General features: G+C 44.7%; 19 protein-coding genes. 8 read left to right on the forward strand and 11 right to left on the reverse strand.

The window, feature by feature from the left end:
• Position 1: 1 nt before the first annotated feature.
• The 5 genes from lptB to BSZ04_RS10170 all read right to left on the reverse strand — a co-directional run bounded on the left by lptB (position 2) and on the right by BSZ04_RS10170 (position 3826).
• A complete protein-coding gene (gene lptB / locus BSZ04_RS10150) occupies positions 2-727 on the reverse strand; it encodes an LPS export ABC transporter ATP-binding protein (RefSeq protein ID WP_088880341.1) in 726 nt (241 codons plus the stop codon).
• Between the two features lies 1 nt (position 728).
• A complete protein-coding gene (lptA, locus tag BSZ04_RS10155; RefSeq protein ID WP_088880342.1) occupies positions 729-1223 on the reverse strand; it encodes a lipopolysaccharide transport periplasmic protein LptA in 495 nt (164 codons plus the stop codon).
• A complete protein-coding gene (gene lptC, locus BSZ04_RS10160; RefSeq protein WP_088880343.1) occupies positions 1204-1767 on the reverse strand; it encodes an LPS export ABC transporter periplasmic protein LptC in 564 nt (187 codons plus the stop codon). The genes lptA and lptC overlap by 20 nt, the downstream gene beginning before the upstream one ends.
• Positions 1768-1853: 86 nt before the next feature.
• Complete coding sequence (gene kdsD, locus BSZ04_RS10165) at positions 1854-2825, reverse strand: arabinose-5-phosphate isomerase KdsD (RefSeq protein WP_088880344.1); 972 nt, start codon at positions 2823-2825, stop codon at positions 1854-1856.
• A gap of 35 nt (positions 2826-2860) precedes the next feature.
• Entirely contained in the window at positions 2861-3826 is a 966-nt protein-coding gene (locus BSZ04_RS10170; protein ID WP_010450425.1) for a calcium/sodium antiporter, read from the reverse strand.
• A gap of 409 nt (positions 3827-4235) precedes the next feature.
• Here BSZ04_RS10170 and mlaF point away from each other — a divergent pair, with 409 nt between their 5' ends.
• The 8 genes from mlaF (at position 4236) to BSZ04_RS10210 (ending at position 9666) form a co-directional block, all read left to right on the forward strand.
• Positions 4236-5039 carry a phospholipid ABC transporter ATP-binding protein MlaF gene (gene mlaF / locus BSZ04_RS10175; protein ID WP_088880345.1) on the forward strand — a complete coding sequence of 268 codons (804 nt, stop codon included), beginning with the start codon at positions 4236-4238 and terminating at the stop codon, positions 5037-5039.
• Positions 5029-5820: a lipid asymmetry maintenance ABC transporter permease subunit MlaE gene (gene mlaE, locus BSZ04_RS10180; protein ID WP_010450422.1), complete on the forward strand. Its 792-nt coding sequence runs from the start codon at positions 5029-5031 to the stop codon at positions 5818-5820. Before mlaF ends, mlaE begins: the two co-directional genes overlap by 11 nt.
• A gap of 2 nt (positions 5821-5822) precedes the next feature.
• Positions 5823-6311 carry an outer membrane lipid asymmetry maintenance protein MlaD gene (mlaD, locus tag BSZ04_RS10185; RefSeq protein WP_010450419.1) on the forward strand — a complete coding sequence of 163 codons (489 nt, stop codon included), beginning with the start codon at positions 5823-5825 and terminating at the stop codon, positions 6309-6311.
• Between the two features lie 3 nt (positions 6312-6314).
• Entirely contained in the window at positions 6315-6953 is a 639-nt protein-coding gene (gene mlaC / locus BSZ04_RS10190) for a phospholipid-binding protein MlaC (RefSeq protein ID WP_010450418.1), read from the forward strand.
• Positions 6953-7261, forward strand: coding sequence for an STAS domain-containing protein (locus BSZ04_RS10195; RefSeq protein WP_088880346.1), 309 nt, complete (start codon positions 6953-6955; stop codon positions 7259-7261). The genes mlaC and BSZ04_RS10195 overlap by 1 nt, the downstream gene beginning before the upstream one ends.
• A gap of 3 nt (positions 7262-7264) precedes the next feature.
• A complete protein-coding gene (gene ibaG, locus BSZ04_RS10200) occupies positions 7265-7519 on the forward strand; it encodes a BolA family iron metabolism protein IbaG (protein WP_010450413.1) in 255 nt (84 codons plus the stop codon).
• An 8-nt stretch (positions 7520-7527) separates the two neighbouring features.
• Positions 7528-8793 (forward strand): UDP-N-acetylglucosamine 1-carboxyvinyltransferase, encoded by a 1266-nt coding sequence (gene murA / locus BSZ04_RS10205; RefSeq protein WP_088880347.1) that lies wholly within the window; start codon positions 7528-7530, stop codon positions 8791-8793.
• A gap of 147 nt (positions 8794-8940) precedes the next feature.
• A complete protein-coding gene (locus BSZ04_RS10210; RefSeq protein ID WP_088880348.1) occupies positions 8941-9666 on the forward strand; it encodes a 1-acylglycerol-3-phosphate O-acyltransferase in 726 nt (241 codons plus the stop codon).
• Between the two features lie 84 nt (positions 9667-9750).
• On the opposite strand, the gene BSZ04_RS10215 is transcribed toward BSZ04_RS10210, so the two are convergent.
• From BSZ04_RS10215 to arcA, 6 genes are all read right to left on the reverse strand, one after another.
• Positions 9751-10140 carry a RidA family protein gene (locus tag BSZ04_RS10215; protein ID WP_005432832.1) on the reverse strand — a complete coding sequence of 130 codons (390 nt, stop codon included), beginning with the start codon at positions 10138-10140 and terminating at the stop codon, positions 9751-9753.
• A 165-nt stretch (positions 10141-10305) separates the two neighbouring features.
• A complete protein-coding gene (gene pyrI, locus BSZ04_RS10220; RefSeq protein WP_010450405.1) occupies positions 10306-10767 on the reverse strand; it encodes an aspartate carbamoyltransferase regulatory subunit in 462 nt (153 codons plus the stop codon).
• 16 nt (positions 10768-10783) lie between these two features.
• Positions 10784-11713 (reverse strand): aspartate carbamoyltransferase, encoded by a 930-nt coding sequence (gene pyrB / locus BSZ04_RS10225; RefSeq protein WP_010450403.1) that lies wholly within the window; start codon positions 11711-11713, stop codon positions 10784-10786.
• A 90-nt stretch (positions 11714-11803) separates the two neighbouring features.
• Positions 11804-11899, reverse strand: coding sequence for a hypothetical protein (locus BSZ04_RS10230; protein WP_010450401.1), 96 nt, complete (start codon positions 11897-11899; stop codon positions 11804-11806).
• Between the two features lie 99 nt (positions 11900-11998).
• Positions 11999-13003 (reverse strand): ornithine carbamoyltransferase, encoded by a 1005-nt coding sequence (gene argF / locus BSZ04_RS10235; RefSeq protein WP_010450399.1) that lies wholly within the window; start codon positions 13001-13003, stop codon positions 11999-12001.
• Positions 13004-13161: 158 nt separating this feature from the next.
• Positions 13162-14382, reverse strand: coding sequence for an arginine deiminase (gene arcA, locus BSZ04_RS10240; protein ID WP_088880349.1), 1221 nt, complete (start codon positions 14380-14382; stop codon positions 13162-13164).
• Positions 14383-14834 lie beyond the last annotated feature (452 nt).

A 14834-nucleotide genomic window follows, 5' to 3' on the forward strand; every position in this document is an offset into this window, starting at 1 on the left:
ATCATAGACGGAATTGTTCGCCGAGATAAACTTGTTTCACTTGTTCGTTGTTGAGAACTTCGTCCGGAGTCCCAGAAGCGATGAGGTGACCTTGGCTTACGATATAGGCTTTTTCACACACGTCCAAGGTTTCACGTACGTTGTGGTCAGTGATTAATACACCAAGACCGCGATCGCGCAAGTGTTCGATGATTTTCTTGATGTCGTTAACCGAAATAGGGTCTACACCTGCAAACGGCTCATCCAACAAAATGAACTGAGGGTTTGCTGCCAATGCACGAGCAATTTCTACACGGCGGCGTTCACCACCTGATAGTGCCATACCTGCACTGTTTCGTATGTGCTGTATGTGGAATTCTTCCAATAAATCTTCCAGTTTATCTTGGCGCTCTTCTCGTGTTAACTCTTGGCGAGTCTCAAGAACGGCCATGATATTGTCTTCAACAGATAGCTTACGGAAGATTGATGCTTCTTGCGGTAAGTAGCCGATCCCCATACGAGAACGGCTATGCATAGGTAGAATACTAATATCTTGGTCGTCGATAGTGATGATACCTTCATCACGAGGCACCAAGCCTACAATCATGTAAAATGATGTGGTTTTACCTGCACCGTTTGGCCCGAGCAGACCAACAATTTGGCCAGATTCGACTTCTAGACTCACATCAGTCACAACCTTGCGCTTTTTGTAACTTTTCGCAAGGTTCTTTGCGCTCAGTACTGCCATATCAGTTCTCGATTTGGTTCGGTTGTAGGATAGTGGTTACACGCTCGTTCTTGGAGCTATCTGCTACCAGTTTTTGTTGGCCAATTTGATAACGAATTGAAGAACCTTTAATGGTATTACCGTCTTGCGCAAGCTGTGCTTGTCCTTTCATGGTTAGCTCATCAGTTGAGATGTGATAATCCAATTGAGTCGCTTGACCGCTTAGCGTTTTTCCGTCGTCCATTAATTGTGAAAAGGTCGCCGGCTTACCAAATGCTTGGATCTGTTTGATCGCTTCAGTTTTCGAATCGCGCGTTACCACTATTCGATCTGCTTCTATGTTGATACTGCCTTGCTTCAGAGACACATCACCTTTGAAGATTACCTGATTACTTTTCATATCCACTTGCTGAGTGTCTGAATTGATGTAAACCGGCTGTTGAGTATCCGACTTTAGAGCAAGCGCCTGAGGCGCTGCCAAAACCAATGCTAATAGGCTAAGGTGTAATGGTTTCATATCGACCTTGAACTTGTTCTGAAAGAGTCGCAGTGTGCAGTTTTAAATTGCCTTGCATTGCGCCTCCTGTAGTTTCAAATTGTGGACCAACCAACAATACTTGTTGCTCGGCTTTAAAATCTCGGTTATTAAGGTTAATGACCATCTTATCTGTTGCCATGGTGTCAAAGCTGGCCTCTGGCAATAGGTTCTGCATAAGTACTTTGTCATACAGAGTCAGAACTTGATCTTCATCGAGGACCGCTCGCTTGGCCGTCACTTTCCATTCAATGACACTACCCTCTCGATAAACCATTAACTCTGGTTTCTCGAAAATGGTATCACCACTTTTCGCATAGTGGTCAAGACTACTCGATCGAATAACGTAGCTACGAACGCCATCTTCCGCATAAGTGGTATTTTCTAACCCCGAGCCACTAAACATCGGGAGCTCCAGGTTTGGAGCAACTTGTATCTGGTCACTTTGTTCTGCTGATAGTAAATAGTAACCACACCAGGCCACTACAAACAACAACAGCAAATAAAGGAGGCGAGTAAAACTCATATAATAAAGGCCTATAATTTAGCTCAGTACTTCCCTGACTATTGCCTTATTTAATGGGGTGCAGTGCGCAGTACAGTGAGTACTGATCACATTACACCTGCTTTTAACAAATCATGCATATTCAGTGCACCAACAATTTTGTTGTCTTCGCATAAAACTAAAGCGTTGATGTTCTTATCTTGCATTAAATTTAAACCTTCCACAGCAAGCATATCTGGATGCGCTGTGGTTGGATTTCTAGTCATTACGTCACCAATTGCAGTCGTGTGAATATCAATACGTTTATCTAGCGTGCGACGTAAATCACCATCGGTGAATATTCCAAGCATAGCATCGTGTTCATCGACGATAGCCGTCATACCCAAGCCTTTTTCTGAAATCTCGAGTAAGGCATCACGAATCAGTGCATCCGGTGAAACTTTTGGTAGTGAGTTTCCAAAGTGCATAATATCAGACAGCTTCAACAACAGTTTTCTTCCCAGCGCACCGCCTGGATGAGATAAAGCGAAGTCTTCTGCGGAAAATCCACGAGCCTGAAGTAAAGCTACCGCCAGTGCATCACCCATAACCAAAGTTGCAGTGGTGCTACTGGTTGGCGCGAGACCAAGAGGGCAAGCTTCTTTTGGTACGGTGATTTGCAGATGCAGATCAGACAGCTTCGCCATGTTCGACTCTGGCTTGCCAGTCATGCTGATGATTTTGATGTTAAGACGTTTCAACACAGGGAATAGAGACAGAATCTCATGAGATTCACCCGAGTTTGAAATCGCGATAACGATGTCACCCGCACTGATCATACCAAGGTCACCATGCGCAGCCTCACCTGGATGAACAAAAAATGCAGAGGTTCCAGTACTTGCTAGTGTTGCAGCAATCTTATTGCCAATATGACCTGATTTGCCCATCCCCATCACGACAACTTTACCGCTATTAGAAAGAATCAACTTACAAGCTTGTTCAAACTGTTCATTAAAGTATTGGTCTAGCTGTTGTAGAGCGGTTACTTCAATATCAAGAACTTGTTTAGCAGCTGCGCGAAAATCAAATTGAGTGGGCATATCAGAGCTCCAATTCGTGTTTACTTATTTTGTTATTAAGCGGCCATGTTTGCGAATAGGTATACTTGGTAAGCCAAGAAACATACAAACAGAATGGAACCTTCTAGTCGGTTGATGCTTCGAGATTTACCAAGACACATCGCTACGAGTAGCAGAGACACGCCTAGCATTACCCAGAAATCACGACCCATTGCATATTCGCTCAGCATCGATGGGTTGATAATGCCTGGTAGGCCCATTACCGCAAGAATATTGAATACGTTTGAGCCGATGATGTTACCTACAGCCATGTCGTCTTCGCCTTTAAGAACACCTGCAAGAGAAGCGGCTAGCTCTGGAAGGCTAGTACCAATGGCAATGATAGTTAGACCAATCACAAGGTCGCTCATACCAAAGTATTTAGCGATGATAACAGCATTATCTACCAGCATGCTCGCTGCTAAAGGAAGCAGTATCAAGCCAATCACGACCCACATAATTGCTTTAGGGTTAGTTACGCCTTCTGGAACTTCTGATTCTTGTTCATCAACAAACGCGTCACCGGCTTTCTGCTCTTTACGGCTGATTTGCAGCATGGCAAATAAGAAACCAGCGAACAGAATGAACAACAAGATGCCTTCATAGAAACCTAAGTGGCTATCCCATAGCAAAATACCGGCAAGCACAGTAACTGCTATCATCAAAGGCAATTCACGGCGAATCACGGCAGAGCTTATAGAAAGTGGTTTGATAATCGCGGTAATACCTAGGATCAAAGCAATGTTAGCGATGTTGGAACCCAGTACGTTACCAACCGCGGTATCGGTTTTGCCATCCCATGCCGCGGTTGCTGAAACCATCATTTCTGGTGCAGATGAGCCCATCGCTAGAATGGTCATGCCGATCACTAGTGGTGAAATACCGACGTTGCGGGCCAGAGCAGCGGAGCCAAAAACTAACTTATCTGCACTCCAAACAAGTAAAACAAGACCGACGATAAGCAACGCAACGGCTTCGAGCATGATGATTCCTAAGTAATAAATAAGCAAAATGAGTAACCGCTAATTTTGACCTTTTGCGACCAAAAATGGAAGATAAACAATGCATAAATTAAAAGTTAGTAACGAATTTGTGTTTAATTGTTGCCCAATCGCGAATGAAGATAATGCAACCGAGTGTAGGTCAACTCTAAACCGCTCTACACCTTAAAAAGTGTGCTCTTTTGAGAATTCTTTGAAATTTTATGGTTTTCTTTAATTGAACAGTGCTTTTAATTCACTTTTAATCCACCGCCGATCTGCTTATGATGACAAGCTTGAGTCGTACTCAAATGATTTTTATTGCCAAGTCAGTTGGCTGAAATGAGTAGCTATTGGAGCAATGGGTATACTTTACTGATTGTCTTTACCTATGAGTAAGAGAAAAAATGCTATGCCAAACGATGATTTAGTTACCGTGAACAATCTTACCTTCTCGCGAGGAGAGCGTAGGATTTTCGATGGCATTGAGTTACATATCCCGAAAGGGAAAATTACCGCAATTATGGGGCCATCTGGAATTGGTAAAACGACTCTATTGCGCTTGATTGGTGGCCAATTATATCCAGAGCAGGGCGAGATTTGGTTTGACGGTGACAATATCCCTAGATTATCTCGAAAGCACTTATACCATGCTCGTAAAAAGATGAGTATGTTGTTCCAATCAGGCGCTCTGTTTACTGATTTGAATGTGTTCGATAATGTCGCGTTTCCTTTGCGTGAACATACAGATCTCCCCGAAGAATTAATCCGAACCATGGTGCTGCTAAAGCTTGAAGCTGTAGGGTTACGAGGGGCTGCGGAGTTAAAGCCAAGCGAGCTCTCTGGTGGTATGGCTCGCCGTGCTGCATTAGCCCGCGCGATAGCGCTCGACCCTGACCTTATCATGTACGACGAACCTTTTGTTGGTCAGGACCCAATAACCATGGGTGTGCTTGTTGAGCTGATCAGTAATTTGAATCGAGCGCTAGGTGTGACCTCCATCATCGTTTCTCATGATGTGCCCGAAGTGATGAGCATTGCCGATTGGGTTTACTTGATGGCCGATGGCAAAGTGATTGCGTTTGGCACGCCACAAGAGTTGAGAGACAATCCTGACCCTCGCGTGCAGCAGTTCTTACAAGGCGAAGCGGATGGGCCAGTACCATTCCGCTTCCCAGCTCAAAGTATCGAAAAGGATTTATTTGATGGTCGATAGCTTTATTCAATTTGTCGCTTCTTTAGGAAGACGCACATTAGCCATCTGCGAAGCATTTGGTCGTGCAACCTTGATGCTTGTTGGTGCATTATTGACTCGACCTCAGCCAATTAAAAATTTGCCTTTGCTGGTCAAGCAGCTTTATTCCGTAGGCGTTCAATCGTTAGCTATCATCGTGGTATCTGGTTTGTTCATCGGCATGGTGCTTAGCTTGCAAGGCTACGTGGTGTTGGTGGATTACGGTGCAGAGGGCAGCCTTGGTCAAATGGTGGCCTTGTCATTGCTACGTGAACTTGGGCCCGTAGTAACTGCGCTGTTGTTTGCAGGTCGTGCTGGTTCAGCATTAACGGCAGAAATCGGTCTGATGAAAGCTACTGAGCAGTTGTCTAGCTTGGAAATGATGGCGGTTGACCCGCTGAAACGAGTGATAGCGCCACGCTTTTGGGCGGGGGCGATCTCAATGCCTCTACTTGCTATGATCTTTATGGCTGTGGGGATTTGGGGCGCTCAGCTTGTTGGCGTAGATTGGAAAGGCGTAGACCACGGTAGTTTCTGGGCTGCAATGCAGTCTTCGGTCGAATTAGGTCAAGACATCGGTAACAGCATGATCAAGTGTATCGTGTTTGCTATTACCGTTACTTGGATTGCTTTGTTTAATGGCTATGACGCTATTCCGACGTCTGAAGGGATCAGCCGAGCAACGACGCGCACTGTAGTGCATTCTTCTTTAGCAGTACTGGGCTTAGACTTTGTACTGACCGCATTGATGTTTGGGAATTAATCATGCAACAAACACGTAAAACAGAATTATGGGTTGGCAGCTTTGTATTAGCGGGAATTTGCGCGATTCTTGTGATGATTTTTCAGGTTGCTGACGTAAAAAGCATTGGCTCTGGCAATACTTACACCTTGAAAGCCGAGTTCGATAATATTGGTAGTTTAAAAGTTCGCTCACCTGTGAAGGTTGGTGGTGTGGTTATCGGTCGAGTGAGTGATATTACGCTAAATGCGGATAATCTACTGCCAGTAGTGAGCTTGTCGATTAACAGTCAATACAACCAGTTCCCAGAAACCTCGAGTGTGCAAATATTGACATCGGGATTGATTGGTGAACAGTACATAGGCTTAGTGCCTGGTTTTGTTTTTGACGATGAAGAAATGCTTGTAGATGGCGATACCATCGAAGACACCAAGTCAGCATTGGTCTTGGAAGACCTAATCGGGCAGGTTCTATATAGCATTGGTGGCTCAGGCGATACGAGTAAGGAATAACCCATGTTTTCTAGATTATTACTTTCTTTTTTAGCAACGTTCGCAGCATTTGGTGTTGTTGCTGATGAAGTCGATAAAACACAGCCATACCAAATGATGAAGCAAGTTGCGGAAGTGACGTTTGACCGCCTCAAGGCTGAACAGCCGAAGATCAAACAAGACCCTAATTTGTTAAAAACCATCGTTGAAGAAGAGCTGATGCCTTACGTTAACGATCGCTACGCTGCATTGAAATTGCTTGGACCTAACTTAAAAGGGGCAAAGCGTGAAGATGTAGGGGAGTTTATCAAAGCATTTCGGGCTTACTTAGTGACATCTTATGCGCAAGTATTAACGCAATATTCTGATCAACAAATCGCTTTTGGCCCAGAACCAAAATTGGATTCATCTAAACGTATTACGAGCATTAAGGTAGATATTATTGATGCTCCGCGTCCTAACATTAGGCTTGAATTCAAACTGCGCAAAGACAAGAAAACAGGCGAGTGGTTGGCATTTGATATGGTTGCTGAAGGTATTAGCTTACTGTCGAGCAAACAATCTGAATGGAATACGAAAATCCGTCAAGATGGTATTCTTGCGGTAGCGAAAGATCTAGAAAAGCTGGCGGAACAACCGATTCGCTTTGAGGCGGAAAAGTAATGGAACAGTGGCATTTACAGGCTGGTATTCTTAAACTTACAGGAGTGCTGGATCGTGAAACCGTTCCGGCTCTTTGGGTTGAGGCACAGAAGTGGCAACCATCACAAACCGAATTAGAGTGCTCTTTATTGGATATTGAGCGTGTTGACTCTGCAGGAATGGTGATGTTAATCCACTTATTAGAGCATGCAAAAAAGCAAAACTGTCATATAATGCTGAGTTTCGTGCCAGCGCAACTGCGCACTTTGTTTCAACTTAGTAATGTTGAATCCTTAGTGGCAAAACACATACAGAATTATCAGGGGTAAATTGTGGATAGCGCAAAAGTACAACAGCTATTAGAAGAAGCACTAAACCTTCAAGAAGTGCATGTAAAAGGTGAAGGTAGCCATTATGAGGTGGTTGCTGTTGATGCTTGTTTCGATGGAATGAGCCGCGTTAAGAAGCAGCAGTTAATTTACGGTCCTCTGATGGATTACATCCAGCGTAACGACATTCACGCACTATCGATTAAAGCGTTCACTCCAGATGAGTGGGCTCGTGATAAAAAGCTAATGTCGCTATAAGGTTTAGAATGGAAAAGTTTCGAGTTATTGGGTCAGATCAGCCGTTGGTTGGTGAAGTGACCATTTCAGGTGCAAAAAACGCAGCACTGCCGATTTTATTTGCGTCAATTTTGGCTGAAGAGCCAGTAGAAGTAGCAAACGTACCACACCTTCGTGATATCGACACAACCATGGAACTGCTAAAGCGTTTGGGCGCTAAAGTCAGCCGCAATGGTTCTGTTCATGTCGATCCAAGCAGTATTAATGAGTACTGTGCGCCTTACGACTTGGTGAAAACCATGCGAGCATCAATTTGGGCACTTGGCCCATTGGTGGCTCGTTTTGGTAAAGGTCAAGTTTCTCTACCTGGCGGTTGTGCGATTGGTGCTCGTCCTGTTGATCTACATATCACAGGTCTAGAGCAGCTTGGTGCAACCATCACACTAGAAGATGGTTACGTTAAAGCGGAAGTAGATGGTCGCCTAAAAGGTGCACACATCGTGATGGACAAAGTAAGTGTTGGTGCAACCATCACTATCATGTGTGCAGCAGCACTTGCTGAGGGCACAACAACGCTAGACAACGCAGCGCGTGAACCTGAAATCGTTGATACGGCAGACTTCCTAAACACGCTAGGCGCGAAAATCTCTGGTGCAGGTACTGATACCATCACTATCGAGGGCGTTGAGCGTCTAGGTGGCGGTAAGCACAACGTTGTGGCTGACCGTATCGAAACCGGTACTTTCCTAGTAGCGGCAGCGGTTTCTGGCGGCAAAGTGGTATGTCGTAATACCAATGCACACCTTCTAGAAGCGGTACTGGCTAAGCTAGAAGAAGCAGGCGCATTGGTAGAAACTGGCGATGACTGGATTTCTGTTGATATGACTGACCGTGAGCTGAAAGCAGTAAGCATCCGCACGGCTCCGCACCCAGGTTTCCCTACTGACATGCAGGCGCAATTCACGCTATTGAACTTGATGGCGAAAGGCGGCGGCGTAATCACAGAAACGATCTTTGAAAACCGTTTCATGCACGTACCTGAACTGATGCGTATGGGCGCGAAAGCGGAAATTGAAGGCAACACGGTTATCTGTGGCGATGTAGATTCACTAAGTGGTGCACAAGTAATGGCAACTGACCTACGAGCTTCGGCAAGTTTGGTCATTGCGGGTTGTATTGCGAAAGGTGAAACCATCGTTGATCGTATTTACCACATTGACCGCGGTTACGACAAAATCGAAAATAAACTGGCTGCACTTGGCGCAAATATTGAGCGAGTGAGCGAGGCAAGTTAAACTGCGGTGCAGGTGACTTGGATATGAAGAGAGCCGAAACGTTGGTTTCGGCTTTTTTGTATCGCGCTTTCTTGCATAGTTCATGACTATGTCAAAAGAGACAATAATAGCTGTAGCTGGCGTAAAGCTGGTTCTTGGAGAACAACAATGATTGCACTGTTACGTGTATTTGCTGTCGCAATTTTCGCAATTGTGATGTTTATTGGTGGTTGTGGTTACTGCCTACTAAGCCCTAGAAACCCTAAGCATGTTTTCACTTTCGGCCGTCTATTCGGCAAGATGTCGCGTGTATTTGGTATCAAGCTTGAGCTACGAATTCCAGAAGATGCATATTCGCGTGGTCAGCATGTTTACATTGCAAACCACCAAAACAACTGGGACCTTTTCACCGTGTCTTCAGCGGTTACACCAAAAGTGGTTACCGTAGGTAAAAAGAGTTTGGCGTGGATGCCTCTATTTGGTCAGCTTTACTGGCTAACTGGCAATATTCTGATCGACCGTGCGAATCGTTCTAAAGCGAAAGGTACCATTGACCAAGTTGTGGATAGCATCAAGAACAGTGATGTTTCAATATGGATGTTCCCAGAAGGTACTCGCTCTCGTGGCCGTGGTTTGCTGCCATTTAAGACTGGTGCGTTTCATGCGGCTATTGGTGCAGAGGTGCCAATCATTCCAATCGTATGCAGTTCGACTGATCATATTAAGTTAAATCGTTGGAACAACGGACATGTAATCATTGAGATGCTGCCGCCAGTAAGCTCTGAGGGCTACGGTAAAGAGAATGTCCGTGAGCTGGCGAACAGCTGTCGTGAGCAAATGAAAGAGAAGCTAGAAGCGTTGGATGAAGAAGTGAAACAGCGCAACGCAGCTTAAGCCTTACTGCGATACAGCAGCAAAAAGACAATAGAAAACGGGTAGCCTGAGCTACCCGTTTTTTATGCTTGTTAGCAAGTGCAATTATTTGCGAACTGCGATTGCTTCAATCTCGATGCCAACATCTTTAGGTAGACGAGCTACTTCTACACAAGAACGTGCAGGGTAGTTTGCTACTTCGTGTTCATCGAAGAATTTACCGTAAACTTCATTTACTGTACCGAAGTCGTTTAGGTCTTTCACGAATACTGTCATTTTAACGATGTCTGTTACTTTAAGGCCTGACGCTTCAACTACAGCTTTTACGTTTTCTAGAGATTGACGAGCTTGCTCTGCGATGTCGGCAGACACTTCACCTGTCGCTGGGTTTACCGGGATTTGGCCAGAAGTAAGAACCATGTTGCCTAGATCTACGCCTTGAACGTAAGGACCGATTGCTGCTGGTGCAGACTCAGTGTGAAGTACTTTCGTCATTTGAATTGTTCCATCTGTTTAGGGGAATAAAGAGTTTACTCAAGCATTTTGAGTGTTCTTAAGAATAAGCAGTGTGCCTTTAAACATGAAGCACGTAAAGAGCAAAATACCCCGCATGAGCGGGGTATTGGTCAATTTATCGTTAGCAAGAATCGAAGCGAGAAATTAACGCTCAGTGACGATCTCACGTGCGAATACTTTCTCACAGTATTTACACTTTAGACGGATTTCTTCCTTCTTCTCGAACACTTGGAAGCTGCTCGCAACAGGCTCGTTGTGTGTAATACAGTTGCTGTTCGGACACTCAAACACGTTGTTAATTCGCTCAGGCAGTTCTAGTGCAAGCTTCTTAACTACTTCGTAGTTTTCGATTTGGTTTACGGTTGCATGTGGTGCGTAAAGTGCAAGCTTGCTTGCCTGCTCTTCATTGATAAACACGTTTTCAATCTTCAGTAGGTCTTTGTGACCCAGAGCCGAAGAAGGCAAGTTCAGACCGATAGTTACGCGCTGAGAAGAATTATGCATGTCGAACAGTTTCAGCACTTTGATACCAATTTGTGCAGGAATATGGTCGATTACCGTGCCGTTTTTGATTGCCTCTACCTGCAATTGAGTTTCTTTAGTCATGTATTTTCTCCCTCGATTACAGTGTTTCGTTAAGAACCAATGCCAACAACGCTTGACGAGCGTATACACCGTTCTGTGCTTGTTGGAAGTAGTAGGCGTGTGGAGTTGCATCCACATCCGTGGTGATTTCATCCACGCGAGGTAGTGGGTGGAGTACTTTTAGGTTGTCACGCGCACCCTCTAATAGTGCTGCTGTTAGGATATAAGCGGACTTGATATGTGCGTATTCAGACTCGTCAAAACGCTCTTTTTGTACGCGCGTCATGTAAAGGATATCTAGCTCAGGGACGACACTTTCCATATCAGTGTGCAGGCTGTATTGAATGCCTGCTTCGTCAAGCTCCTCACAGATGTAATCTGGCATTGCCAGTGCGTCTGGTGCGACGAAGAAGAAACGAATGTTGTTGAACTTTGCCAGTGCTTGCGTCAAAGAGTGCACCGTGCGACCGTACTTTAGGTCACCAACAAACGCGACGTTAAGGTTATCCAGACGGCCTTGCGTTTCGGCGATTGTGTATAGATCGAGTAGGGTTTGCGTAGGGTGTTGGTTTGCGCCGTCACCTGCGTTGATGACTGGTACACCGTTAGAGAACTCAGATGCAAGGCGAGCCGCGCCTTCCTGAGGGTGGCGCATCACGAATGCATCAACGTAAGAGGAGATAACTTGTACTGAGTCAGACAGTGTCTCGCCTTTTTTTGCCAGGGAGGTGTTTCCATCATTGTCAAAACCAATCACATCGCCACCGATACGTTGAATCGCAGTCTCGAATGACAAGCGAGTACGTGTGGATGGTTCAAAGAAACAGCTAGCTACGACCTTGTTTTTAATCAGTTCTGGACGAGGTTCTTTTTTTAGTTGACCTGCAGTTTCAACAATCAGTTCCAGTTCTTCACGTGAAAGCTCTGGAATAGAGATGATGTGCTTCTGGTAAAGCGAGTTCGCCATGATCTTCTTCCCTATAACAGTAGTGACTATCCCCAAAATTCACCACGATTGAATTTTGGACATAAAAAAACCTCCCCAAATGGGGAGGTTTTAAAATTCAATAGAATTAACAAAAATAACCGCACGTAAGCGTAGTCGCTTAGCTAGAGCAAATCGCGTTTTTACGTCAGCAATCAGCTTGGTCATTTCGTAATCCTCAGACAAATTGCCGAGCATTATACGCTTAACTTTCGTTAGCGCAAGCGATTACATCATGGTTTTTGTTACCACTTCTAATGCTTTGGTTTAGCTACCTAGTGTCGCTACCATCACGGCTTTAATGGTATGCATTCGGTTCTCAGCTTCATCAAACACGATTGAGTATTCTGATTCAAACACTTCTTCTGTTACCTCTAAACCATTCATGCCGTATTTCTCTGCCACTTCTTTGCCCACCGTTGTTTCGTCGTTGTGGAAAGCAGGCAGGCAGTGCATGAATTTCACGTGAGGATTGCCTGTTTGCTTAATCACGTCCATATTAATTTGGTATGGCGTCATAAGTGCAACACGCTCGTCCCAAGCATTGGCGGACTCGCCCATGGAAACCCAAACATCGGTGTAGAGGAAGTCGCAGCCTTTTACGCCTTCTTCGACACTTTCAGTTAAAGTGATTTTCGCACCGGTTTGTTGAGCAATCGCTTGGCAAGTCGCGACTAATTCTTCTTCTGGCCAGAACGCTTTTGGTGCCACGAGACGAATATCCATGCCGACTTTGGCGGCTCCGACCATGAGAGAGTTGCCCATGTTGTTACGTGCATCACCCAGATAGGCAAAGGTCATCTCATGCAGTTGTTTACCACGTCCGTGTTCTTGCATGGTGAGGAAATCCGCCAGTATTTGTGTAGGATGAAACTCATCAGTCAAGCCATTCCATACTGGAACACCTGCGTAAGCCCCTAGCTCTTCCACAATAGACTGACCAAATCCGCGGTATTCGATGCCATCATACATGCGACCAAGAACTCGAGCCGTGTCTTTCATTGATTCCTTATGACCGATCTGCGAGCCAGAAGGGCCGATGTAAGAGACTTGAGCGCCTTGATCAAAAGCAGCGACTTCAAACGCACATCGGGTACGAGTAGAAGATTTCTCAAAGATTAGTGCAATGTTTTTGCCTTGAAGTTTCTTCTGCTCTGTCCCTGCATATTTAGCTTTTTTTAGCTCAGCAGACAGTTCGAGCAAAAAGAGAATTTCTTTTGTGGAGAAATCCAATAGCTTCAAAAAGTTGCGATGATGTAGATTGAAAGCCATAGCTCGTCCTTTAGGTCGTTTGGTTGATAAGTAATAAAACCATTAAAGCATGAAAATGCTATATATGTGAATAATTATTTTCAAGTAAAGCAAAAAAAAGGTTGATGCATTCACATCAACCTTAGTCCTTATTGGTTTTATTTGGTGAGAGAGATTTCTCAAATATCGTCACGTTCGATTGGGCAACTCATACAACGTGCACCACCACGACCGCGACCAAGCTCGTTACCCGGAATGGTCAGGACTTCTATGCCAGCTTTGTCATACTTTTCGTTAGTGTAGACGTTACGTTCGTAACCAATCACAACACCAGGTTTCACTGTTAGTACGTTGTTGGCATCGTTCCATTGCTCACGCTCAGCTTCGTAGCTGTCACCACCAGTGGTAATGATCTTCAGTTGGTCTAACCCCAGTGCCGATTCAATTGCGTGCAGATAGTTGTGTGATGCTTCGACATGCATTTCCCCATTGCCTTTTGGTGTTAGGCGCCATGTGTCTAAGTCTTTACGCATGATTTCTGGGTATACCGAGAAAGTATCGACATCCATATGCGTCATTACCGTATCAAGGTGCATGCATGAACGGTGTTTCGGTAGGTCGATGGCAATGACTTCTTTCGCCTGACCGGATTTGAATAGGCTCGCCGCTAGGTTTTCTACACCCTGTGGAGTTGTACGCTCAGACATGCCAATCAGAACCGCACCCTTACCGATAACCAGAACATCACCGCCTTCAACGTTGGCATTGTCGTAGTGTTGGTCTTCATCGCCAAAGTAGTTTATGAAGTTTTGCCCAGCAAAGGTTGGGTGCCAACGGTAAATCGCGCGCAGGTGGTTGGTTTCGCGCTGACGTGCAGGCATCATCATTGGGTTGAGTGATACACCACCGTAAACCCAGCATGAAGTATCGCGAGTGAATAGGTGGTTAGGTAAAGGTTCGATAACGAAGTCTAGAGAACGCTTCATTTTCGGTAGCATCGATGAAGATTTGATTGGCAGTTCCGAGTAAGCCAATCCGCCAAGAAGAATGCTGGCCAGGTGTTCATCGTCCACCTCTGCGAAGTACTGGCGCAGGTCGCGAGCGAAAGTCGGACCGTAACGGAAGTCAGAAATCTGAGTGTTTAACAACCATTGTTTTGCTTCTGGAACCGCAAGGGTTTCGACTAGTAGATCATGAAGCAGTAACACCTCAACACCTTGCTCACTTAGAGTTCGAGCGAATGCATCGTGTTCTTCACCTGCAGCTTCGACTGCCAATACGTCATCAAATAGTAATTCATGGCAGTTTGATGGTGTTAAGTGGGTGAGGGCTCGCTCTGGGCGATTTAATAGAACTCGTCTAAGTTGACCTACTTCTGATCCAACGTACAGCTTGCTCATTTTGTATCCTTACAAATATTCCAGCCATTAGTTATGACAAGCTTGGTGCTAAGATGCAAGTCTTAGAACTTTGCTTATATATTGCAAAAATATCATTTTTTGGCGTTATATTTTGTAAATACTTCCTTGGTGTATTTTAATTCTATATTTTGTTGTTTGTTCATGAGTTTTAAAAAGTGCGTTTTTATTCTTTTTCGTTTGAGAAAGAAGTCATACATCAAAAGTGCATAAAACGTGCATAACCATTCTGAAATATGCAGTTTTTGGCTTTCTTTTATTCGTTAGGTCAGAATTAACGAGCCGTTGCTGTATTCACTCCAAGATCATAAACACGCAAACAAGCCTAAAATTACTCGTCTCAGGCTCAATTAGGATCTTCTGAATATTAAAGATTAGCCGTTTTTGTTAATTTTTTGTTTCTGTGAGCGAGGTTTAGATTTGTGAGTCAAAAT

The sequence above is a fragment of the Vibrio rotiferianus genome (assembly GCF_002214395.1).
In the GTDB taxonomy this organism is placed as follows: domain Bacteria; phylum Pseudomonadota; class Gammaproteobacteria; order Enterobacterales; family Vibrionaceae; genus Vibrio; species Vibrio rotiferianus.